20 protein-coding genes are annotated in these 23,678 nt (G+C 44.3%); 14 read left to right on the plus strand and 6 right to left on the minus strand.

Annotation, left to right across the window (positions count from 1 at the left end):
- Window positions 1-5 precede the first annotated feature (5 nt).
- Genes EYS00_RS10115 through EYS00_RS10160 form a run of 11 tightly spaced genes read left to right on the plus strand, consistent with a single transcriptional unit; the run spans window position 6 to window position 12,930 of the window.
- Window positions 6-1,898, plus strand: a complete 1,893-nt coding sequence (locus EYS00_RS10115) for a sulfatase-like hydrolase/transferase (RefSeq protein ID WP_165399353.1) — start codon at window positions 6-8, stop codon at window positions 1,896-1,898.
- Window positions 1,895-4,183: an HAD-IA family hydrolase gene (locus EYS00_RS10120; protein ID WP_130636437.1), complete on the plus strand. Its 2,289-nt coding sequence runs from the start codon at window positions 1,895-1,897 to the stop codon at window positions 4,181-4,183. Before EYS00_RS10115 ends, EYS00_RS10120 begins: the two co-directional genes overlap by 4 nt.
- A 37-nt stretch (window positions 4,184-4,220) precedes the next feature.
- The gene (locus EYS00_RS10125; protein ID WP_130636438.1) at window positions 4,221-6,461 is read left to right on the plus strand and encodes a bifunctional 2-polyprenyl-6-hydroxyphenol methylase/3-demethylubiquinol 3-O-methyltransferase UbiG; all 2,241 of its coding nucleotides are present in this window, start codon (window positions 4,221-4,223) and stop codon (window positions 6,459-6,461) included.
- 57 nt (window positions 6,462-6,518) lie between these two features.
- Window positions 6,519-7,307, plus strand: a complete 789-nt coding sequence (locus EYS00_RS10130; protein WP_242618727.1) for an NAD(P)-dependent oxidoreductase — start codon at window positions 6,519-6,521, stop codon at window positions 7,305-7,307.
- The gene (locus EYS00_RS20930) at window positions 7,282-7,455 is read left to right on the plus strand and encodes a hypothetical protein (RefSeq protein ID WP_242618728.1); all 174 of its coding nucleotides are present in this window, start codon (window positions 7,282-7,284) and stop codon (window positions 7,453-7,455) included. The genes EYS00_RS10130 and EYS00_RS20930 overlap by 26 nt, the downstream gene beginning before the upstream one ends.
- Complete coding sequence (locus EYS00_RS10135) at window positions 7,455-8,018, plus strand: SIS domain-containing protein (RefSeq protein ID WP_130636439.1); 564 nt, start codon at window positions 7,455-7,457, stop codon at window positions 8,016-8,018. The genes EYS00_RS20930 and EYS00_RS10135 overlap by 1 nt, the downstream gene beginning before the upstream one ends.
- The gene (locus EYS00_RS10140) at window positions 8,015-9,004 is read left to right on the plus strand and encodes a GDP-mannose 4,6-dehydratase (RefSeq protein ID WP_130636440.1); all 990 of its coding nucleotides are present in this window, start codon (window positions 8,015-8,017) and stop codon (window positions 9,002-9,004) included. The genes EYS00_RS10135 and EYS00_RS10140 overlap by 4 nt, the downstream gene beginning before the upstream one ends.
- Before the next feature lie 14 nt (window positions 9,005-9,018).
- On the plus strand, window positions 9,019-9,672 hold the full coding sequence (locus EYS00_RS10145) for a class I SAM-dependent methyltransferase (protein ID WP_130636441.1): 654 nt from the start codon (window positions 9,019-9,021) through the stop codon (window positions 9,670-9,672).
- Window positions 9,669-10,625, plus strand: a complete 957-nt coding sequence (locus tag EYS00_RS10150; RefSeq protein WP_130636442.1) for a thiamine pyrophosphate-dependent dehydrogenase E1 component subunit alpha — start codon at window positions 9,669-9,671, stop codon at window positions 10,623-10,625. Before EYS00_RS10145 ends, EYS00_RS10150 begins: the two co-directional genes overlap by 4 nt.
- Window positions 10,618-11,676 (plus strand): alpha-ketoacid dehydrogenase subunit beta, encoded by a 1,059-nt coding sequence (locus EYS00_RS10155; RefSeq protein WP_130636443.1) that lies wholly within the window; start codon window positions 10,618-10,620, stop codon window positions 11,674-11,676. Before EYS00_RS10150 ends, EYS00_RS10155 begins: the two co-directional genes overlap by 8 nt.
- Window positions 11,677-12,930: a DegT/DnrJ/EryC1/StrS aminotransferase family protein gene (locus tag EYS00_RS10160; protein ID WP_130636444.1), complete on the plus strand. Its 1,254-nt coding sequence runs from the start codon at window positions 11,677-11,679 to the stop codon at window positions 12,928-12,930.
- 18 nt (window positions 12,931-12,948) lie between these two features.
- Here the strand turns inward: EYS00_RS10160 and EYS00_RS10165 are convergent, their stop codons facing one another.
- From EYS00_RS10165 to EYS00_RS10175, 3 genes are read right to left on the minus strand one after another with little or no spacing between them, the layout of a single operon-like run.
- On the minus strand, window positions 12,949-14,223 hold the full coding sequence (locus tag EYS00_RS10165; protein ID WP_130636445.1) for a hypothetical protein: 1,275 nt from the start codon (window positions 14,221-14,223) through the stop codon (window positions 12,949-12,951).
- Window positions 14,210-14,962, minus strand: a complete 753-nt coding sequence (locus tag EYS00_RS10170) for a hypothetical protein (RefSeq protein ID WP_130636446.1) — start codon at window positions 14,960-14,962, stop codon at window positions 14,210-14,212. The genes EYS00_RS10165 and EYS00_RS10170 overlap by 14 nt, the downstream gene beginning before the upstream one ends.
- Complete coding sequence (locus EYS00_RS10175) at window positions 14,962-16,575, minus strand: carbamoyltransferase C-terminal domain-containing protein (RefSeq protein WP_242618742.1); 1,614 nt, start codon at window positions 16,573-16,575, stop codon at window positions 14,962-14,964. Before EYS00_RS10175 ends, EYS00_RS10170 begins: the two co-directional genes overlap by 1 nt.
- A gap of 261 nt (window positions 16,576-16,836) precedes the next feature.
- Here EYS00_RS10175 and EYS00_RS10180 point away from each other — a divergent pair, with 261 nt between their 5' ends.
- Window positions 16,837-17,646, plus strand: coding sequence for a hypothetical protein (locus EYS00_RS10180; RefSeq protein WP_130636448.1), 810 nt, complete (start codon window positions 16,837-16,839; stop codon window positions 17,644-17,646).
- Between the two features lie 53 nt (window positions 17,647-17,699).
- Here EYS00_RS10180 and EYS00_RS10185 read toward each other — a convergent pair whose 3' ends face one another.
- Genes EYS00_RS10185 through EYS00_RS10195 form a run of 3 tightly spaced genes read right to left on the minus strand, consistent with a single transcriptional unit; the run spans window position 17,700 to window position 20,936 of the window.
- Window positions 17,700-18,392, minus strand: coding sequence for a nucleotidyltransferase family protein (locus EYS00_RS10185; protein WP_242618743.1), 693 nt, complete (start codon window positions 18,390-18,392; stop codon window positions 17,700-17,702).
- Window positions 18,393-18,397: 5 nt separating this feature from the next.
- A complete protein-coding gene (locus EYS00_RS10190; protein ID WP_130636450.1) occupies window positions 18,398-19,885 on the minus strand; it encodes a PfkB family carbohydrate kinase in 1,488 nt (495 codons plus the stop codon).
- 4 nt (window positions 19,886-19,889) lie between these two features.
- Window positions 19,890-20,936, minus strand: coding sequence for a zinc-binding dehydrogenase (locus tag EYS00_RS10195; protein ID WP_130636451.1), 1,047 nt, complete (start codon window positions 20,934-20,936; stop codon window positions 19,890-19,892).
- A 195-nt stretch (window positions 20,937-21,131) separates the two neighbouring features.
- Between EYS00_RS10195 and EYS00_RS10200 the strand changes: the two genes are divergently transcribed.
- Entirely contained in the window at window positions 21,132-21,932 is an 801-nt protein-coding gene (locus tag EYS00_RS10200; RefSeq protein WP_130636452.1) for a flagellin, read from the plus strand.
- A gap of 187 nt (window positions 21,933-22,119) precedes the next feature.
- Window positions 22,120-23,589 carry a sigma-54 dependent transcriptional regulator gene (locus tag EYS00_RS10205; RefSeq protein WP_130636453.1) on the plus strand — a complete coding sequence of 490 codons (1,470 nt, stop codon included), beginning with the start codon at window positions 22,120-22,122 and terminating at the stop codon, window positions 23,587-23,589.
- Window positions 23,590-23,678 lie beyond the last annotated feature (89 nt).

The following is a 23,678-nucleotide window of genomic DNA, read 5'->3' on the forward strand; positions in this document are numbered from 1 at the left end:
GGAAGATGTTGTATTACCTTACTAATGCTTTTATAACGCTGGTTATCAGTATTGGAACGGTGCACTGCATTAAGTCGGTGAGGAGCCAGCGTGGCGCGCTATCGAAAGCACTCAATCTAGATGACCTCCTACTTTTACTTATTCCCGCGGCAGTTGTGTGCATCACATCTGTCGTCAATACAGTAGCTTTGTCAGTCTTCACTTTTGCGGTTCTAGGGCTCTATGGTTTACTGGTGTGGGCGGATGCTATCCTATTCGTGCAGTATCGTATTGAAATAAATCGGCAGACAATATCCTGGTTCTTCACTGGCAGTAAAGGTTTGGCCAAAGGTATGCCTCATCTATTGTCGCTCTTTCACCGTTTTCCTCTAGCGTTGTCTATCCCTGTGGTTTGGTTGGTCTCCTTATACGTGGTGTTGTTTGGTGCGGGAGAATATATTGTTCACATTCTAGCTTTGTGTTTGTGTGTAGCTGGGCTGTGTCGTTTACATCTATCAGTAGGAACTCTACCAATTCTTGTGCTGAGTGCTGTTGGGGCGTATTTAGCAACGTTACCTGTGTCATTGCCATCAGTGTTGAATAGTGCTTTTGCTGTGGCTTATGTTGTTTTGGTAGGCACTATCGTTTTGCTTGCCGTACTGAGAAAGTTATTTGTTTCACAACATCCATTTATGACGTCTCCGACGTTACTGGGCAACATAATGGTGGATGACTCATTCAAGGCATCTTCGTCGTTTTCGCCCAGGGATGAACACAAGGCACATGTTACCCCTGAAGTATCTAAAGGCAGCACGAGTCAGTACTACGGGGCGTGCAAAAATGCCAACATAATCCTAGTAACTATGGAATCCTTGGGTTGCTACATCAATCCTTACACTGAAAAAGGGGCAATTTCACGCCTCGCCGAAAGGTTTCACCAGCATAGTTGGATATCACAAAATCACTATAGCCTCTGCCCTAATACCACAGTGTCTACTAATCAGATGTACACCGGGTATTACTCGAATAACCCATACAACAAAACAGATTCCTTGTTTCCAGGGAAAGACCCAAGGTACATCAAACATCTCAAGGCTAATGGCTACCAAACCCTATTTTTAGACAGTGCTGATACAGGGCTTTATGACTATCAACGTTTGTTGCAACGTATCGGCTTTGACCGTGTTTGGGGAAGTAAAGATATTCCTGCCAATGGACTAAAAGCTGATTATCGGCTTTGGAATATGGTGGACGATATCGCAGAGCAGGTGGGTGAAAACCCATTCTTTCTACACGTGATAAATGACCAGACTCATATGCCTTACGAGGTTGTGGATACAGAGCGCTTCAATCGACATAGTGGGGGAGATAAAGCCAAATATCTCAACGCTGTGGAAGAGGTCGATTTTATCTTAGATGAGTTTCTCAATAAGCTCAGCAAAAAAGTAGACCTATCCAATACGATTGTGGTGTTTACCGGCGACCACGGTGAGTCCTTTGGAGAGTTCGGGTACAGCTTTCACAGCAACTCAGTCATTTTGCCTCAGATTAGTGTACCGTTTATGCTGAGTCATCCGAGTTTATCATCGCGCTCCATCGAGCATTCTTGTCATTTTGATTTATTTCCCACTTTTTTTGACTTACTCGGTATCGACTATGCCCCATCTTTGTTGGGTAACACGCTGGGCAATGATGATAGAGACTTCGCTTATTTTGCACACTCTGCCACGTTGAAAGGCAATAGCCCGGCGAATTTTGGTTTTATTCGCGACGGAGACTTGCTTTGGATGGACCGTTTATTTAATCAAGTGTGCGTACTGAAAAGTGATCAGGTGCGTGTTCCATTGAGCGCAAAAGACCAAACCTATGCTAAGTCACTGTTGCACAAAATGTTGTCAGAGCGGGGGATTTTGGTTTGACGCCCTTTACTTCATCTGTGTTAGCACAGGTTCAGAAAGACGGAATAACGACGGTTTCTTTTGATATCTTCGATACCATTGTTCACCGTGTTGTCGGTAAACCTACAGATGTGTTTGTCGCCGCCTACCAAAATATTGAGGACGAAAATACCCTTCCATTAAGTGCATTTGAATATAAAGAATTGAGAGAAAGCACTGAACAAAGTGTTAAGCGCGACGCTCCCAGTGGAGAGGTGACTCTCGAAGAAATTATCTCAGCATTGCCATTCCCTCAAGCTACTCAACAACGATTATTAACAGCTGAATTAGCAACGGAATCTGCGTTAAGCTTTATTAATCAGGACATACTAGACCTACTGAATGCGCTGGTCAGTAATGGTACAAACGTTCTGTTTATATCCGACATGTATCTGAGCGCTGAGCAAATTCGACGTACATTTTTCAGTAGCTGTAGTCACCTTGTTACGTTGCCGTTGTATGTGTCATCGGAACACGGCTGCAACAAAGCATCCGGTCAGCTTTTCGAGCATGTAAGGCAATCTGAAAAGCTAGACCCGTCGGGGTGGTTACACATTGGCGACAACCCAGTTTCCGATGGTGAAATGGCCAAGAAAGCCGGGATTCATGCGGCACTTCTTAGAGGGGTGCTGAATGAATCTGAAATTCTTCGACATGAAAGTTCATTGTTCTCTGTTCAGCAAAACTTCAATGCTGCGCGACTCATATCAGCGTCTCATTATCATCAAAACCGCTCTGCTGCGTTTGATGTTGGTAGTTTCGTATGGGGGCCGATACTGTTGTCTTTCGCTGATTGGGCAATTGACAAAGCACTCGCCACTCAGAGTCAATCAATACTATGCCTCATGCGTGAAGCTGAGGTCTTTGCCCCCATTATTGAATGGCGTCTGACTCAGCGAGGTATTTCTGGACTAAACGTTAAAAAGCTTTATGCATCACGTAAGTCCACATTTTGGCCAGCAATCGACACTAGTGAGACTCATTGGTTTGAGGATCTCATCTATGTGCTTGTTCAGCGCAGAGGTTACTCTGTTCAAGATTTCTACAGAGATTTTCATCTCGATGAGGATGATATTCTCACTCGGTATGCTGCTGTGGCTATCAGAGACACCGATGGATTATTTGAGCAAGGTGAGAACTTACTTAAGTTATTGACCGAAAACGCACGTGGTAAAAAAGCACAGTTAAGCGCTTATATCGCTGCTCAGCGCTCTCGTTTCACTACCTACTACAACGCAAATATCAAAACATCATTGAGTGATTCTGTGGTGTTGGACTTGGGAAATGGCGGCACCATTCCACATCATATAGAAGCAATAATGGGCATGCAGAGCCGTGCTAATTTGCTGTTCTACTCGTCAGAGCGTATTTATCGCTATTCGAGCAAATCTTGTTATAGCAGCTTCATAAACGTGCAATCAGATACCCGAAATATACGCCAACTTTTATCTCGCTCTCCAGAGTGCATTGAGCCCTTCTTGGTCGGAGACTGCGGTACAGTTATCGGATATGGTAGTGACGAACTCGCTTCCCCAGAACAAGCTGAGGGTTTACCTGAAAACAGCCAATATGTTAATGACTTCTTCGCAGGCTTAAAGCACTTCTTCGATGTTTACCATCAGTACCAATTGCCGACTATCGAAGTAGACAATGTGTTGCCAGTGTTGTATCGCTATTTGCAGTTGCCTACACGGGTAGAAGCTGAGCTGTTTACTGCTATTCAGCATCAAGATAACTTCGGCTCAAACGATATGTATCCAATAATCACTGACTCCCAAGTTCGTGAAATCGTCGAATGGCCGCTCGAGGGCTTTTATCAGGAGTTTTGCCAGTACCCTAAAGTTAAAGTAGGTAAAATTCACTGGCCTCAGGCGGCAATAGCCCTAACTGATGAGAAGTTTTTAAGTAGGCAGTACGGTTTGCTGTCAATGGATACCGACGGCGACGTACTCAATTTAGTGGAGCGCGTACTAGAGCAGAATTGGGAAACCTTTTCTGTCTATGGCGCGGGACTGTTTTTTGAAAAATTATTACCCTATGTGAAAAAATACAATTTGAATATAGAGCAAGTGATTGATCGAAAAGCAGAGATCTCTGGTGAATATGACGTTGCAGGGTTCAAGGTTCAATCGCTGAAATCTGCACTGGCGGGTGGGTGCAAAAAGATACTTATCTCTTCGTTCGCTTTCAAAGATGAAATAGCGCGCAATATCTATGAACAGTCGTCAGTTACATCTCAAAAGCCGATTGAAATACTTAGTTTGTAGTGAATGTCAGTAATCTATACGGAGTGATACCAATAATATGAACACACATACTCAACAAGGTTTACCCGTGACACCGTATAGTAATACGCAATATTTTTCCGTTTTATCTCAACAAAGTCTTGATGGGCTCGGGCACACCCTTCCGGTGAGTAAGCTCATAGTCGACGACCCAGAATCGAATCAAATGGCACGTCATTTTGTGTGCACGACTGACGAGACCAGTGTGGTAATCAACCATGTTCTAAGTCACTTAGATGATACCAAAGAGTGCTATGTTACTGTGGTACAAACAGCGCAAGAAACGAATACTCAGAAAGACATCGAAAATACTTTTTACCATGCGGATTTTCACCTAGATGTCCGAGAATGGCTAAAAAGGGATTATGCCCCTCTTACTGATAATCGACGTTTTACCACAACAACTTTTCGACGTATAAAGCAAACTGGTCATTCGTTGTGTACGTTGGCCAACCTGCTGGACGAGCGTGATCTGCACATGGATATGTTACGAGAGTTCTCTAGTCGCTCGGATGGACATGTATATCGCTATGCGTTTGCACAGTCATTTATACGCCCTGGTGACAACCTGCTAGACTGCGCTTGCGGACTAGGTTACGGCAGTTACTTGATGTCACTGAATGATAGTGTAAGTCACGTAACGGGCGTAGACATTTGCGTGAACAGTGTAGGCTACGCTAATCAAGTGTATGGCCACGATAAACTGAATTATCAGACCTTAGATATTGATGAGTATGCCGATACTAACTTCGAAGCCTTTGACCTAATTACCTCGTTCGAAACCATCGAGCACGTGAAAGACTATCATTCATTTTTCAAGCTATGTTTGCGTTGCTTAAAGCCTGATGGCAGAGTGATAGCAAGTGTTCCCTACATGTGGGTAGATGAGACCGGTAAAGACCCAAACCCATATCATTTTCATGAGTTCGACTGGCACAAGTTTAAGAACTTGTTTGAGCAATACGGCTTTCTCATTGAAGCAAGGTATCATCAAACTGCACCAGGTGGTTTCAAACTACCCCAATCACCTAGACGCTTTGAAAAATCTGCAATTGAAGCTCCAGAAACTGAAACCGAATGGCTTGTAGTGGTTGCTACTCCAGATCTTACCCATCCGCTTTGGGCTGAACAGCAAAAATTTCCTTATCAGAATCCTCAGTATGCTCAGGGAGAGTTGCCGCAATTTGTTGATTTTGCCTCGGGCTATGCCAATCCGTGGTTACACAGACAAGTCGTGCAAGTTGGTCAGCGTATTCAAGACAGTGACGTACGGCTGAAGTATGTTTCAAAACTGCTTCAGACTGGCTCTTCTGATACGCTTATGCTGCTGACATTAATGGGGTATGGCTTACCAAAAGATAATACAGCGTTGCAACGAAACTGGCTGAAACAAGCCAGTGATGGGCTAGAGGTAGTGTTATCAACCGATCTCATGGCACCCTTTACGTTGCGCTGGTATGTTTCATTGGCTTTCTTAGCGGCATGTAAATACCTAGAAAACGGAGAGTTTGCTGAGGCGAGTCGGTATTTCTTGTTAGTGACAAGAGCGGACTGCTCTGCTTTTTGTTCGGTGTTGAATATTAAGGCTATCGAGTCCCATTATTTTCTTGCCAAAATAGCGTTGTTGAATGATCAGAGCACAGAAGCTTCACAACATCTGGCAGCAGGCAAAGCACAAATATTTGCGGCAACTGAAGTGTTTAAGCACAGTATTGACGCTCAACAAGATCTCATCGCTGATTTCCTATGGAGCGAAATGGCTGAGTTGTATGACGCTGGCGCATTGCTGAATAAATTCGAGATCGCATTAGAGAGAGCATTAGATGTTGGTGAAATACTGCGACAATGCAGTCAGTGGGAGCAGAACAAGCGATTTGGCTTGTTTAATCTTGTCGAGAAGTACAGAAAGTCTAGTGATTTGACATTTCAGGCCGATATGCAGCTTGTTGCACAATCATATATTAACAAGTTGGTGACTAAGTTAGCTCAGTTGGCCAACTATGACAGAATATTTATTTGGGGCACGGGTGTTGTTGCATTGCAGTTGCACAAAGCGCTATCAAGCAAGGGGATTGACGTTGCTGGATTTATCGATTCGCAAGCGCGATTAGGACAGAGTATTGATAATATTCCTGTTTTTTCTCCCGAATTGGCGAATCTTCTCCCAAAAGACACTGTGATTTTAACCTCTGTCGGGTCTTCTAAAAACTTAGCAGAGCCGTTAGAGAGTCAAGGAATTCAATGTGTTTACATGGCATAAGTGCATTTCAGGCTTATGCCGTTGTAGAACACGAGATTTATTAAAAGAGTATTGATTATGAAGATTTTGGTTACCGGTGCATGTGGTTACAAGGGCTCGGTGTTAATCCCTAAATTGTTGCAACAAGGTCATGAAGTTGATGCATTAGATATCCAATGGTTTGGTAATTTTTTGCCAGACCACGATAACTTAAATGTTATTCAACATGATGTTAGAGATACAGCGTCGATTAATCTTCAAGGAATCGATGCCATTATTCACTTGGCATCGGTTGCAAACGACCCGTGTGGCGATTTAGATCCAAAACTGACCTGGGAGGTGAGTGCGCTAGCCACTATGCAGCTTGCAGACCGCGCTGCCAGAGAGGGGATTAAGCACTTCATATATGCGTCATCAGGTAGCGTATATGGGGTAAAAGACGAAGATGAGGTTACCGAAGATCTGAGCTTGGAACCAATTTCTGAATACAACAAGACGAAAATGGTGTCAGAGCGCGTGTTGTTGAGCTACTCAGATAGAATGACAGTGCAAATTGTTCGTCCAGCTACGGTCTGCGGATTGTCTCCGCGTATGCGCTTGGACGTAGCAGTAAACATGCTAACAATGCAGGCGCTATTGAACGGCGTCATCACTGTATTTGGCGGAAAACAAGCACGACCTAACATCCACATCGATGATATTACCGACTTGTATCTATTTTTATTGGATAACCCTCAGAACACAGGCGTGTATAACGCTGGGTTCGAAAATATCACCATTCTTGATATTGCAGAACAAATTGGCAAAGGGATCGATACAGAAATTATTGTCACGCCTTCAAATGAACCCCCGCTCATATCGAATTAACTCTGATAAGTTGCTCGCCACTGGCTTCAAACCAAAGAAAACCGTGCAGCACGCCATCGACGAAATTACACAGGCGTTCAAGCGCGGAGAACTTAAAAACGAGGATCGTTGGTACAACCTCAAGTGGATGCAGCAGGAAGTACTTTAATGAAATCCCTTATTCAACGTTATCAGCAGCGCATTATCGAGCAAATTGAATTACTCGATAGTGCGGTCATTGAGACGCTGGCGAGTACGCTATTAAGTTGTGCTCGAGAGGGGCGAAAGGTGTTCATTTGTGGCAATGGCGGAAGCGCGGGTAACGCAATTCACCTAGCCAACGACTTTCTGTACGGAATTTGCCCTGATGGTTCTAAAGCGTTAAATGTTGAAGCATTACCCGCGAATTCGGCAGTCATTACTTGCTTAGGCAACGATATTGGATATGACAATATTTTCGCCCACCAACTGACTGTAAAAGCGGTCAAGGACGATGTATTGATAGTGCTGTCAGGAAGTGGCAACTCCCCAAACATAGTGAACGCGCTTACCGAGGCAAAACGTCTAGAAATGCAGAGCTTTGCCATACTCGGATTCTCTGGCGGGAAGGCGCTAAGCTTGGCTGATTATGCTATTCACAACGATGTAAATGATATGCAAGTCGCTGAAGATCTTCAGTTAATCGTGGGACATATGTTGATGCAATATTTATGTGGAGAGCTGGCACAATGAGCGAGACAATAGCCGTCATTGGCAGTAATTCTTTTTCTGGTGCAAGTTATGTCAAGCACCTACTCGCGCAAGAAAAGCGCGTTATCGCTATTAGTCGTTCTCCCGAGCCTGTTGACGCGTTACTTCCTTACAAATGGGGACAGCAAAACACACTCGAATTTCACCAATTGGACTTGAATAAAGACCTCTTGGCAATAGAAGCGCTGTTAGACAAGCATAAAGTGCCCACCGTTGTTAACTTTGCCGCACAGAGCATGGTTGGACAGTCTTGGGATTGGCCTGAACATTGGTTTATGACCAATGCTGTATCTACGGTAAAGCTTCATAATTGTTTGCGACATAAAGACTATCTTGATAAATACGTACATATTTCGACGCCAGAAGTCTACGGTTCTATGTCAGGCAGTGTCGCTGAACACGATCATTACCAACCGAGTACACCATATGCCGTGTCGAGAGCGGCGGCAGATATGAGCTTACAAACATTTTTTGATGTTCATCAGTTTCCAGTGGTGTCGACGAGAGCCGCCAATGTGTACGGACCAGGTCAGCAGCTGTACCGGATTATTCCCAAAACAATGATGAGTATTTTACTCAATCAAAAACTGCCCCTGCACGGTGGTGGACATTCTGAGCGTTCTTTCATTCATATAGATGACGTATCTACCGCCACACAGCTAATAAGCGAAAAGGGTACTCTTGGTGAGAGCTACCATATCTCTACAGTGCGAACGGTGACGATTAGAGCGCTAGTGGAGATGATTTGTGATTTCATGCAAGTTGACGTGCATGAAGTATGTGAAATTACAGACGACAGACCGGGTAAAGATTCTGCTTACCTTCTAGATGCGACCAAACTGAGAACTCAATTAGGTTGGCAAGACAAAATTAGTTTAGAGGCTGGACTTGAGCAAACCCTTGAGTGGGTGAAAAACAATTTTGATGTTTTAAAGAGTCAGGCGCTGACATACCAGCATAAAGAATAGGATGTACTTGTACGATGGAAATAGATCTACTGCGTAGTTACCCAAAAACGAAGCGTAACACTCAGGCGCGCAGTGAAGAAAAAACGCCGGAAGTGCGTGCTATTGCGCGTCAGTTTGGAGAACAATTTTTCGATGGCGAACGCCAGTATGGATACGGCGGCTTCAATTACAACGCGCGGTTTTGGCAACCTGTGGTACCAGATTTAAAAGCACAATACGGGTTATCGGCCAATAGCAACGTACTCGATGTGGGTTGTGCAAAAGGTTTCTTTTTATATGACTTACAACAAGTCATTCCGGGAATTGCATGTAAGGGCATTGATATTTCTGAGTACGCAATAGCCAACGCCAAACCAGAAGTGGCAGAGCTAATGCAAGTCGGGTGTGCCAGCGAGTTACCTTTTGAAGATAATAGCTTTGACTTGGTCATGAGCGTAAACACTATACATAACTTGGAGCGAGACCAATGCGGTCAAGCGCTTCAGGAAATTACTCGCGTTTCTCGTAAAAATGCGTTTATCACCGTTGATGCTTATCGCAATGAAGAAGAGGAAGCTCGTATGTATGAGTGGAACCTCACGGCGAAAACCATTATGCACGTTGATGAATGGAAAGCATTTTTTAAAGAAGTAGGTTACACCGGCGATTATTATTGGTTTATTCCATGAGTGAATTACTAGAGCATTATCGCAGAATTTTGCGAATCAGGCGTATCGAAGAAGCAATTGCAGCGCGATATAGCGAACAGAAAATGCGCTGCCCAACTCATTTGTCGATAGGCCAAGAAGCAGTGGCTGTAGGTGTATCTGCATGCTTGAAAAATGCTGACAAAGCATACAGTTCTCACAGAGCACACGCTCACTATTTGGCGAAAGGTGGCTCATTGGACGCCTTGATTAGTGAACTCTATGGTAAAGCAACGGGGTGCACTGGCGGGCGTGGTGGTTCAATGCACTTAAGTGACTTAAGTGTGGGGTTTGTCGCCAGTACGGCAATTGTTGGTAACAGTATTCCGTTAGCTGTGGGCAATGGTCTTCATCAACAAGTGCAAAAGCTCGACGAAATCTCGGTGACGTACTTCGGCGAAGGTGCGACCGAAGAAGGCGCTTTTTATGAGTCGGCAAACTTTGCTGCACTGCGTAAGCTGCCAGTGTTGTTTGTGTGTGAAAACAATCGTTACTCCGTATACAGTCCGTTGTCGGTGCGTCAACCGGATTCACGTTCAATCGTAACACTTGCAAACTCGATTGGATTGAATGCAGTAGAAGTTGATGGCAACGACGTAGAGCAAGTAGTAGATGCGACACAAAGCCTTTTAGAGGGCGTTCGCTCTGGCAAGGGGCCTGCGTTGATAGAATGCCACACTTATCGACACAGAGAACATTGTGGCCCGAATTTTGACGACGATTTGGGCTATCGACCGTCTGAAGAAGTAGCACATTGGATTTCTAATGACCCCTTAGATCGGGCATACAATAAGTTATTGGCCAATGGTGTTTCTGAATCACTGCTTAGGGCTATGACTACTGAAATCGATTCAGAAGTTAAACAGGCCTTTGACTTTGCCGAAAGTGCTCCTGAGCCCAGTGAAGTCAACAATGGGGATTATCTTTATGCCTGATTTCACTACGTTTAAAGAACAAATTAATTTTGCTCAGCACGAAGCTATGAAACAAGACGACGCCATGCTTAGTTTTGGTTTAGGCATCGATGACCCCAAAGGAATATTTGGCACAACGTCTGGACTAGCAGAGCAATTTGGCTCAGATCGCGTCTTCGATATGCCAACAGCGGAAAACGCCATGACTGGTATCGGTATTGGTGCGGCGTTGTCGGGTAGTCGCGTATTGATGAGTCATCAACGCATGGACTTTTTTCTACTGGCAATGGATCAATTGGTGAATAACGCCGCTAAGTGGCATTACATGTTCAACGGTGAAATGAAAGTACCGTTAACAGTAAGAGTCATTGTTGGTCGAGGTTGGGGGCAAGGGCCGACCCACGCACAGAATTTGCAATCTTGGTTTGCTCATGTTCCAGGATTGAAAGTTGTTGTTCCAAGTACAACAGACGCTGTTGCCAGTCAGTTGTACGATGCAATAATGGATGACAACCCAGTGCTGTTTATTGAGCACCGGTGGCTTCATGAACAAACGTGTAAACCCGAGCAAGTGGTGGCGATAGACAGTGCTCCAGAACCTGTTCGTGTGCATCGCCAAGGAGATAGTTGTACGATTATCGCCAATAGCTACATGTTAGTTGAGTCACTGGTAGCAGCGGACTATTTGGCAACGAAAGGAATTCATGTAGACGTTTTAGAGACTGTTCATCTGGATCCTGATAATTGGACGAGTATTTATCAGTCGGTCAATAAAACAGGGCGCGCGATCATATGTGACAGTGCTCATAAGCACTTTTCTGTCGCTGCCGAGTTGTCTAGTAGCGTTACGGAGCACTGTTTTTCTTCTCTTAAATTACCACCGATGCGCTTAGCGCTGCCTAATTACCCAGAACCAACCAGTTACTTTTTGACGCAGTCGTATTACCAAAATGCAAAGAACATTGTAAGCAATGTGGCGAATGCCTTGGGTGTACGTGTTGAAATAGATGAAGATTTTCAAACATCGCAACATCATGATATTCCTGGAGCATGGTTTAAAGGACCTTTTTAAATGCAGTATTTTGACAAGGCGAGTCTTGAGGTATTAATTTCTAAACCAGTGGTAGTGGGAGGAAGCCCCGTCCGGCATTCACCTTTCCCCTGTCGTGACGTAATGGGTAAGGAAGCACTAGCTCAGGTCGAAAAAGTGTTTGAGTTTTATTGGCAACAACAACAAGACGTTCCTTATCAAGCACATTTTGAAGACGAGTACTGTAAAGCTTTTGCCGATTTTTACGGGGGAGGATATGCCGATGCCGTAAACTCTGGATCTGTTGCTGTATACCTTGCAGTTCAAGCGCTAAATTTAGCTCCGGGAGCAAAGGTTCTTGTGTCACCTGTGACTGACCCAGGGTCTGTGTCAGCAGTTATGCTCGCTGGACTTACCCCAGTTATATGTGATTCTGCATCAGGAAGCTTTAACCTAGACGCAGAGACTATCAATCAGGCTATTGATGAGCATGGGCAAGATATTCAAGCAGCAGTGCTCACCCACGTTGGTGGATTGGCACTCGATATGCCGGCTATCTGTAAAATACTCAGTAAGCATCAAATAAGGCTTATAGAAGATTGCTCGCAAATTCATGGCGGTTCTATCAGTGGTAAGATGGTGGGAAGCTTCGGCGAGTTTGCAGTGTTCTCTACCATGTTTACCAAGAACCATACGACGGGTAGTACGGGAGGAGTGGTGCTTTGTCAGGATGAAAGTGACTATTGGGTTGTAAGAGGTCTCGCTGATCGCAGAAAACCCTTCGGAAATGAAGGATTCAATCAACGCGACCCTGGTAGCTTCCTTGGTCCTGGGCTCAATTACAACGCCAACGAAATTTCTTGTGCACTGGGTTTACAGTCACTCAATACCTTGCCAAGTGTTATCGAAACTCGTCAAAGGCAGGTGGACTATATCAACACCTTGCTAGCTAACTCAGAAACCTTCGTTCCGGTATTGCCGATTGAGCAATCGGTGTCATCATATTTTTTCCACAACGTGAAACTCAGTGACAACCTAAGTGACCATCAGGTTGAGCGTCTAAAGCATGCTTTGCATGGCGAGCAAACCTCGATAAATCCAGATTATCGTTATGTAGTTAGCGAGTGGGATTGGTTTAAAGAGCAGGCGGGATGTCAGTCTTCCACCCCAAATGCTACTCGACACAGGCAAAGAAGTATCAATATTCTATTTCACGAGAAATACACCGACGAGGATTTGGAATCTATTGTCGTTTCTTTGTTACGTGCAGAGAGATATGCGCTAAAAGCGCGTTAACCAAAGCACGGTTAGTAACTACACGTTAAAAAATCGATTCATGGCGGCCATCACACTCTCGGTTGTAATGGCGTTCCAATCCAGATACTGACCTTCTCGGGCACTTATTCGCTGGTCACTTCCAGGAACAATACCGATTCTTGTGAGGTGACTGACGGTGTTAGACGTGCAACTGGGATTTAACATACCAAACAGAATATATTTGCAGCGGGGCGACAGAGACACAAGTGCTTGGGCGCCGTTACTCGTCATTAGGTTTATGTGACATAGCTCGTAAAGTGCAAAGCGCATATGTACCGATAATGCAGCCTCTGAGCACTCGTATACACCATCCCAATTCAGCGGCAACAAAGCTTTTTCTGTATCTCTAATGACCACCACGTTCATTCCCTTGGATATTAGCTCCATGCATACTGACTTCCACGTGGGTAAGTGACTGTTTCGTTCGTGATGAGCATCACATTCTCTTAGTGTGACCACAACCGTTTTATCTAGCGTAATTTTTCTAGCGCTAGCCCACGACTTCACTTTTTCTTGATAAAAAGCCGAGGATTCTAGTATTGCTATTGATGTGCCGCTGGTATGAAAACGAAGTAGTTCGTCAAAAAAGTGAACAGCTTTAGGTCGCAAGAAATTGTGTTCCAACGGAAACCGGTGAGATGCTTGTCGGTAGAGTAGCCTAGCTTCCTCTCTTGTTCGGCAAACTGAAAAGTTCGCGTGCTTATCAACGAGAGAAATTAAGGGCAGCAATAGGTTATTAAATCTAAAGTTCATTTCATCAATAGAAAAAAATGAAATATCTTCGCGAAAACCCGCTTTGTCCCCCGGGCAAAAAATGACCTTTATCGTGGTTAGCCCTAACTTATTTGCTGTTAACTTGGCGTGAACCATAAAATTCAGAAAGTCATAAGTTGGAGGCGTTACACGGAAGTCGTAAATTACTGTCAGTATTTGACTTTCTTTAATCGATAATTGATTTTTATCATTGTAAAGGTCGCCGATTTTTACCAGTTTTTTCTGTGTGTTGTCGAACCAATAGAGTCTATTTTGTGGCAATTTTTCAAGCACTTCTAACAACTCAGAATAGTCGTAAATCGCAACGATATAAGCGTCGAAATTACGGGTGAGCATTGACGAAAGTGCATGAATAGGACGTCCGTTAAATGAACCGGAATCCATTGAGGAGAAATAAGTTATCTCACCGTTTATTTCTTCGTGTTCTAGCAGTGCTTTTGCACTACCTCCTGTACCTATTACGGCGACTTTGTGGTCTGGATGACTAAAGTTGTTCATACAGCAGGGTTTCTCTTTGGTGGTTCCAATCGGCAAAAAGTGATGATACTTCACTTAGGTTTGCAATGAGATTGCGATGAGGTGTTCCAATTGACTTAGTTGGAAGCTGCAACTGACTACTTTCACCCGTGACTACGGAACCATCAATATTTAAAAATGCACGAATCTCATCGCTCTTAGCCGTTAACATTGAGTAGTCGAAGAACCTATAGTCAGTCAACGTTGTAAGTTTAGCGAGCTCTGTTTCGGCTCTCAACGCACTCTGGCAAAACTGATTGGCTTCTTGCACCGAGATTCGCAGTGACTTTGGCGCTAGCGAACGTTTGAGTTTGTCCGGTGAGTCATCGTTTTCGTAAACATGCCACACGCCGCTGGCTTCAACGATCTTTCTCGATACAAAGTGTTCTAAAAAGCATCGAGACAAATGAACTACCGCGATTTTTTCATTACTGACTTTTTCGACAAGCTTTGAGAGCAAGTCAGTATCATCCCATTGATAATGGGGGATGGATAACTTGCTACCGCATATAGAAGACGATCCAGCAAGCCTTTGAATAGTGTTGCGAAACGAAAAGTTACTGTCGTTTATGGTCAAGTTGATATGACCTTCTCGAACGTACTCTGGTTCACGAACAACTAATTCATGATCGCAAAAGACATTATGGTATTGATTTAGCGAGCGGCTCAAAAACGTTGAACCGCATCGGCCAAGAGAAGCAATAATAAAGCACTGCGGCATTACAGCTTGTCTTTGTTAACTAAAAACGGACCAATGAATGTTGCATCCATTCCACTGGAAGCAAACGTGGTCAAAGCATCTTTCGCTGTCTCTACAATGGGTTGCCCCATTACGTTGTAACTGGTATTTAATACCGTAGGAACACCCGTAATATTGTTGAAGTCACTAATGAGCTGATGGAAGTTCGAGTTGTCCATTTTCGCTACTGTTTGCACTCGAGCTGTGTTGTTGACGTGATTAACAGCAGGTATCTTCTTTTGCCACTCTTCTTTTACGTTAAACGTAATTGTCATAAAGGGGGATAGTTGGTTCATTTCAAAAAGGTTTTTTGCTTCTTCAGCCATTACTGCGGGAGCAAAAGGACGAAATTCCTCTCTAAACTTAATTCGCGCATTGATTTTGTCTTTCATGGTAGGTGAAGACGGATCGGCAAGAATTGAACGATGTCCCAGCGCTCTTGGACCAAATTCTGATCTACCCTGCATCCAACCTAAAATTTGACCCTGTGCAAGTCGCTTTGCGGCTTCTTCGGTGGGGTACGCTACTTCAGTGTAAGGGATACCCACTAATTGCAGGCTTTTTTCTAACTCGTCATTCGAGTAACTCGGGCCATAGTATGCATGCTCAAGGGTAAAGTCGGTATAGCCCTCTTCAACTGCACCAAGAATGGCGCAACCAAGCGCTAGCCCACGGTCGCTTGAGGCTGGCTGTACAAACAGTTCGTCAATAAAGGGCAACTCATAGATGACTTTGTTAGCTGAGCAATTAAGAGCAACTCCGCCAGCAATACAGAGCTTTCTTAGACCGGTGTCTTTGTGAAGCTTTGTCACCAGAGAGACTAAACAGTCTTCCAGTGCTTTCTGCGCCGATGCCGCAATATTCATATGACGCTGCGTAATAGGCTCGACAATTGTTCTATGCTCGCCTAAAAGCTGTGTGTGAACATGGTTATAAGCGGGTTCAAAGCTACACATGATTTTAGGAGAAGCTTCGAATATTTCTCTGTTAACTATGTAGCCGTTGTCGCTTGGCCGTGCTAACGACGACAAATCGTACTCCGGCGTTCCAAAACTAGCCAAACCCATGACTTTGTATTCGTCTTCGTCGGGTTTAAAACCGAGGAATGAAGTAATACTGGTATAGAATTGACCGATAGATTGGTCGGCTGGATACGAATCCAAAATGTTGAGCTTACCCGCTTTACCAACGCCAAATTGATTACTTAAACCATCTCCGTATCCATCCCACGAAATACACATAGCTTCATCGTAACCGGAACAGTAGTAAGCAGAAGCAAGATGGGCAGTTTGGTGATTCACCATTTCGATTTTTGGTACGTGTCCAAAATAGTGACGTAAAAATCGCTCTAAACGAGGTAATAAGTCGCCAAAAGTCACACCAGAGTGAACAACAAGATCGATATCTTGCATCGTGAGGTTGTTGTCTTTCAACAGGTTTGAAGTGCTTCGGATTGGAAGCGTTCCCCTAGGAGATTTAACACGACAAAAGCGCTCTTCTTCATACACGCCAACGATGGTGCCGTCGATAATAAGAGCGGCCGCTGGGTCGTGTTGATTCGCCGTAACACCACTGTGTAATCCAAGTATATTCATAGTCAAATTAGTACTCGTTGAGGCAACTAGCGTGAACATCTCTGCTGACGTATGACACTAATTACAGGTTCCGCAGAACTTAAATTTAGGGTACAAGTTTGTTATCGGAAAAGGTTAAGATAACTTAAGTAATAATAACACGTTAGAACTTTCGGCGGGACGGGACATCGTCAGTATTACGAACTTCACGAAGTATCCCATGCTAAAGTCTTCACGGTTTCAGCCGACATTAAAGCGTTACCAACGTAAAGGAAGAGTAGAATGACTCCAAACTGTTTTATGATTGCCTCATCTGGCTCAAGTGCAACGAAATGGGTATCTCGTGTGCTCAACTTAAATGAGAGCATCACAGCTTGGCATGCAAATGAAGAAACTGAGGACAAAAGCACATTAGAAAGCGAGGAAGCACTTGCAACATCGCTAGCAACTAAGGTCGCTGAATCTGGTAACTATGTGGGAACCATTCACATTACTCCTTGGCATGGGACCGAAATGCAGCAGCCTATTGAATCCAAGGGAGGGCAATTCGCAGGTCTGCTTAGACACCCAGTGTTTAGAATAAATTCGCAGTCAGAATCAAAAACTCGCAATAACGCTCCACCTAAGTATGAACGTTATCGTGGAAACCTGAACTTACTTTTGAAGGAAATTCCTGACTTCTTTAATGCATTTTTAGACAAATATGGAACGTGCTTTTCTCACGGACAAGTTGAGTTTGCCGTAGTTTGCTATCGCGTATTCAAGTACGAGATTGATCTACTTACTTTAGACAAAGAAAAATTGTTCTTTTATGAGTCTCTAACAACGGAACCCACTGAGTTTAAACGCTTTGTGAGTTACTTGTGCCCGACGCTAGACGTTACCGACGCCTATTTAAGTAATGTTTTTGAGTTCGGAAAAATAAATAGTCACCATGTGGTTGTGCCCAAAAGCTTAAGCGACATTTACAATGATTTTTGGGATGAGCCTCGCCGTTTTATGTTCGAGTACATTCTAGAGCACTTCGATAAAAAGTTTAACACTATCGCGAGTTACGAAAACCTAAACTACGACATGACCTCATTCCGATAGAGATTCAATAGCGGTGAGTGGTGTAACGCACTTTGGGTTTGATAGCTAGTGCGTTATGCCAGCGCTTTGAAGTCTATTTGTGCCTGTGTGTAACTTTCAGGCGTACCAATATCCCTATGATATCTGGTGTTTGTCCATGCCGTGATCTTTCCAAGAAGCATTGGAATGACATCGTTGCTGATATCACAAAACGCTGTAGTAGAAAGCCAGTCTATTACTTTTGGTGAAAAGATATACACAGCGCCATTGGCAAGATTTCCGGGCGGATTGACTACCTTCTCATGCATCGCTGTCACTGTATTGTTTTCTAGTTCGACAATCCCGCAAGAAGACGGTGTATCAGTGCGGAAAAGCATCATACTCATTTCACAATGCGTAGGTCGATTATTGTGATGTTCAATAAAGTTTTTTAGATCGAATGACGAGAGATTGTCGGCGTGTATAACCATTACATCGTCATCTGCCAGTTCGGGAATGTGTGCTCGTATGGTTCCCCCAGTGCCTAACAGTATTTCTTCATACCACACAGTGAGATTGGACAAGTGTGCCCAATGGTCATTGAGGTGCTTTTCCACCTGCTCAGATAAGTAGTGTGTGTTGATAAATATCTCAGATACGTGAGGGCTAGTACTAAGCATATCTAGCCAGTAATCTAATAGCGGGCGACCGTTAATAGGTACCAAACACTTTGGCGTATTGTCGGTGAGCGGTTTCAATCGAGTACCAAACCCCGCAGCCAATAACACTACTTTCAATTTAATAGCTCACTAAGCTTCTTGTTTATTGCACTTTTAGAAATGGGCACATTTCCACGCACGCTCACCTGAATTGACGAGCTGATACTTCCCACAAATGCCGCCTGCCAAATATTTGCGCCACTTGCGAGCATGAGCGCAGTGGTAACAAACATAGCGTCACCCGCACCTGCGGTATCAATAGCTGAATCGGCAAAGGCTGGTAGGTTATCTGTATCAAGAACATTGGTTTGTGGATTAAGATGGCGTATGAGTACACCCTCTCCGCCCAACGTTACCAATACATTTTTCGCGTCCAATGTTTCAGATAAGCTCTTCGAGACTTCAATTAAGCCACTGCTCTCATCTTGTATGGTTTGCCGAGCTTCTAGTTCTGTAGGGGCTGTCAACATTAACCCTTTGAATTTTCCAAGGTCACCCATCTGAGAAGACGTTTGACTGTCGGCCGCAATAGGAATGTCTTGTGCGTGACAAATATGGCTGATTCGCGTCACCAGTTCAGGACACAATAGGCCATAGTTAAAATCGGCAAATAGTACAAGGTCGAAGGAAGACGCACGTTGCTCAAAATCGTTAACAAACGAATTTATGAGCGGTGAATCAATGTCGTGACGACGGTATTCATTAACGCGCAACAGAGTTTTGTCTTTGGCTCGATACCGCAATTTGTGCGTGGTAGGGCGAGAGGTATCTTCTTTGACAACAGCGTCAATTCCGTACTCTTCAAGTTTGTTCTTCGCGAAAGCGGCGTGTTTGTCTTCACCACACACACTGAAGAAGGTCACGTTGGCGCCGAGTCTGGCACCGTGCCCTGCAACAATGCCTGCGCCCCCTAAATAGCTAAAAGACTCGAGTGGACTGACAGCAATAGTCGGATCTTCCTGCGACATACCAATCGCCATACACTCTTGATATTCATCAACAATAATATCGCCGATAACCGCAATATTAAGAGCGCTAAACTTATCTAAATGCTGCTCAAGCGTAGGTCGGCTAATGTTGTAACGCTCGTGATAGCCTTGAAGCAGTCTCGACAAACGAGAATCTTCGTTAATTTGTTGCAACAGTAGCTCACGGCTAGATAATAATTTGTCGCCAGAGCTAAAAATCAGACGACCGCCATAGGTCTCAACAATCGGCGTCTCAGGATTTTGTGCCGAAGCAAATTCTTTCCCTTTTACAACCACATCGGGTTGAATTTTTTCTATAACCTTCAGCCTATCGCCATTAACGACAATCACATCATCAACGCAAGACAACGCTTGCAGGGCCATTACTCGCTCTTCATTGTCAAAAAAAGCATGCAATGAATCTTTCCGGTCGTACAAACCAACGACTAATATATCGGCTTGTTCCGACGCGAATAGCAAAAAGCGCAAATGCCCAGGGTGAATAATATTAAAGTTCCCAGAAACAAAGCATATTGATTTTCCGCTGTTGCGAGCATCAATGAGTTGCTGAATTTGCTGGTCCTTAGTACTCATGCCATTACACCTTTTCTGATATTTTAATGATCGCTCGAACGACTTTTTGTTGGCGCAAATCCTCAGCCGCTTGATTTATATTATTCAAGTTGTAATCGTCTGATAATAAAGAGTGTAGCGGTAATGACGAACTGCTGCAGCATGAGGCGTGTTGAAGAAGCTGTTGTGGATCTGCACCACCGCCCCAAGAGCCTTGAATAGTTTTGCCACAAATGAGTTCAAAAGGATCAAGCTGAATCTTATCACCGTGTTTGGGATGAGAGGCGAAAACACACTTACCCGTATTGCGATTAACAATGGAAAACGCTGATTCGATGGTGCGACAGCTACCGGCAGCTTCAATACAAAAATCAAGCAAGCGACCATCGGTGATTTCGTTTACGGCATCGAGAAGAGAAACTTTTTGCGGATTGATACAAACATGAGCACCAATAGTTTTCGCGAGTGTAAGTTTGTCCTCGTTTGTGTCTATGGCAACTACTGTATTTGCTCCACATTCAACTGCGGCCATGAGTGCCGACATTCCGATACCACCAAGACCGAGAATACCGATAGAATGTTGCGGCAAAACAGAGAGTTGATTCTGAACCATACCCATACCAGTGGGCATAGCACAGCCGAATAATACTCCCTCTCTTAAGCCAATACCTTTGGGAAGTATATAACAACGATTCTCTGACACTACGGCATAATCACTGTACGTGGTAACCGCGCCGGCATTGATCGAACCCATCGGCGACTCATAAACACTACCTCCGGCTTCGATACCAGTACCTTTAATCCAACTCAACACCACGGTATCATCTGGAGCAACAGTGGTGACGTCGCGGCCCACTTCAACAACCGTTGCCGTAGCTTCATGTCCGAGCATATGGGGGAGATAGCGGTCTTCGCCTCGCCCGCCCGACATTTCCATTAGCTGACTATGACAAATTCCGGCGTAATGAATTTTGACGAGAACTTGACCTGGCCTTAACACTGGTACTTCAATATTTTCTACGATGTCCAGTGGCTGACCACATTGTTTCAATACGGCTGCTTTGAGTTTCATTGTTACCGATACTTCCGCTGTTTATATTCTTTTTATCGACCAAATTGCATGGTCCTTTAATAAGCCGCAAAGGCTTGTATAGCGCGATATTGGATACTAATACTTGCGTATGATTTTGTATACGGAAAAAATATCGAGTTGCTTACTTTGTGAGCATTTGTCTGCTATTATTCTTTAAGGTAGAGGAGAGGTTTAATGATTAACTTTAATGCAGACAATTCGCTTTCGCTGATTGAGCAAATCCAACAGCGACAGGAAAAGCTATCTGAGAAGCTAGCTTCTGGAAAGCAAATCAACAGTGCCGCAGACGGCGCCGCTGCGCAACAGATCATCGACAGGCTAACCTCAGAGATTGAAGGTAATCGTCAAGCCGTTAACAACGTGTACGATGGTATCTCGCTAGCACAGGTGGCTGAAGGCGGGTTGGGTGGCATTAACGAAGATGTTAACCGCATACGAGAGCTGACTATTCAAGCCGGCAGCGGCATCCTTAGCGATAGCGATAAACAGGCTATTCAATCTGAAATTACCCAATTACAAGACAACATCACTCAGACCATCGAACAGACTAACTTTGGTGGAAAGCCATTGTTGTCAGAAGACGGCTCACTCAGCTTTCAAGTAGGCTCGGGTGCAGGAGATACAAGAGATATCGAAACGCTTGATATTGCTTCACAGTTGTCTGACGTTTTATCTATTGACCTTACTTCAGGTACAAGCGTAAACGACGCATTGGACGCTACAGATGCAGCCATTGAGACTATTGGTGGCGCCAGAGGTGATTTGGGAGCGATTCAAAACGGGTTAGAGAGCACTGCGCGCAATTTGACGCAAGCAGACGTAAGTGCGTCGGCAGCACGTAGCAGAATTCAAGACTTAGATTACGCGCAAGCTGCATCTGAGCAAGCCTCAAATGACGTATTAGGGCAGGCTTCTCTATCGGTTCAGGCCCAAGCAAACCAGCAACAAGGTCAGGTGTTGGCATTGCTGAGCTAATCGCATTCGTAGCGAGCAAGCGTACGACTTTTGTTCGCTACGAATCTACAAAACTCATTGTACTAAAGACCAATATTGGCGTTTTATTTCCATATTTCCTCAATCACAGGTTGCGCTGTGATCTTTTACAGTTACAATTTGCAGATGCGCTAAACTGTAAATAATAACAAAGCGTTTTGGGGATTTGATGAAGGATATTTTACTGGTTAGTGATAACCAGGACTTAATTCACAGCTTACAAACTGTCGTCACTTTCTTGGGCGAGTCTTGCGAAGCACGAAGTGTTTCAGAGTGTGAGGCTTACTTAAAAGACAAAAGTGCTGACGCTGTGTTAATTGATTTTGTGAAGCCCGCTAAAGTGAAAAAGCTTTTAGCGACTTTTCCTCATATCCCTTTTGTGGCTATTCAACCTACTGACGGTGAAAGTTTACCCGACTGTAATTTAGTGAGTGTTGCCACACTACCGCTAACCTATCCTGTACTCACTCAAGCAATTCATCGTTGTCAGGAGTATTCTCGAAGAAAACCTAATGTTCCTCGCGGCGGTGGCGCTAAAACCCGTTTATTCCGCAGTTTGGTTGGTAAAAGCGAACAAATCCAAATTGTACGTAGGCTTGTTGAGCAAGTTGCCCCAACCGATGCTACGGTGTTGATCCTTGGTGAATCAGGCACAGGTAAAGAAGTGGTTGCACGTAATGTCCATTTCTTGTCTGAGCGCAAAGATGGCCCATTTATTCCAGTGAACTGTGGTGCTATTCCCGGTGAGCTTCTAGAAAGTGAGTTGTTTGGTCATGAAAAAGGCGCATTTACTGGGGCCATCAGTGCCCGTAAAGGTCGTTTCGAATTAGCCGAAGGCGGTACCTTATTCCTCGACGAAATTGGCGATATGCCATTGCAGATGCAAGTGAAGTTGCTTCGCGTATTGCAAGAAAAGACCTATGAGCGAGTAGGAGGGAATAAACCCCTCAAGTGCAATGTGCGTATAATCGCAGCGACTCACAGAAACTTAGAAACGATGATCAAAGAGGATAAGTTTCGAGAGGATCTTTACTACCGCTTAAACGTGTTCCCAATCGACAGCCCAGCATTGCGTCAACGCAAAGACGATATCCCGCTATTGCTGCAAGAACTCAATAGTCGAATTCAAGGCGACGGGGTTGACGGGGTTCATTTTACCGAGAGAGCCATTGCGTCGTTGATGGAACATCAATGGGCGGGTAATGTGCGTGAGCTTTCTAATCTTGTTGAACGATTAACTATTTTGTTCCCGGGTCAAATCGTAGACGTTACCGACCTTCCTGAAAAATACCAATACGGCGAAATACAAGCCTACGAGCCTGACTACCCTGAAGAGCTGCTTGAGCGCGACGCCTTTAATGCGTTGTTTGCAGAAGCCGCAGCAAAAGAACAGAACGCCGAAGACGTTGACGACTCTGCGCTAGATGCAGAATCTTCAATGGTAGTGAGCTCTGAGCTTCCTGAAGAAGGTGTTAACCTAAAAGAATACTTGTCCGAGCTTGAGATTAATTTGATTAAGCAGGCGCTAGAGCATCAAGATTGGGTGGTAGCAAGAGCCGCTGACAAACTCGGCATGCGTAGAACGACCTTGGTCGAAAAAATGCGTAAGTATGATATCCAACGGGTTGAAGAAGCGTAGACGTCAGGACTTTGACGTCTTTTTTTGTTGAAAAATAATCATAACATTTTGAATTAATTGACTTAAATATTTGGCACACCTCCTGCTAG

Source organism: Alteromonas sp. KUL49 (genome assembly GCF_006538345.1).
In the GTDB taxonomy this organism is placed as follows: domain Bacteria; phylum Pseudomonadota; class Gammaproteobacteria; order Enterobacterales; family Alteromonadaceae; genus Alteromonas.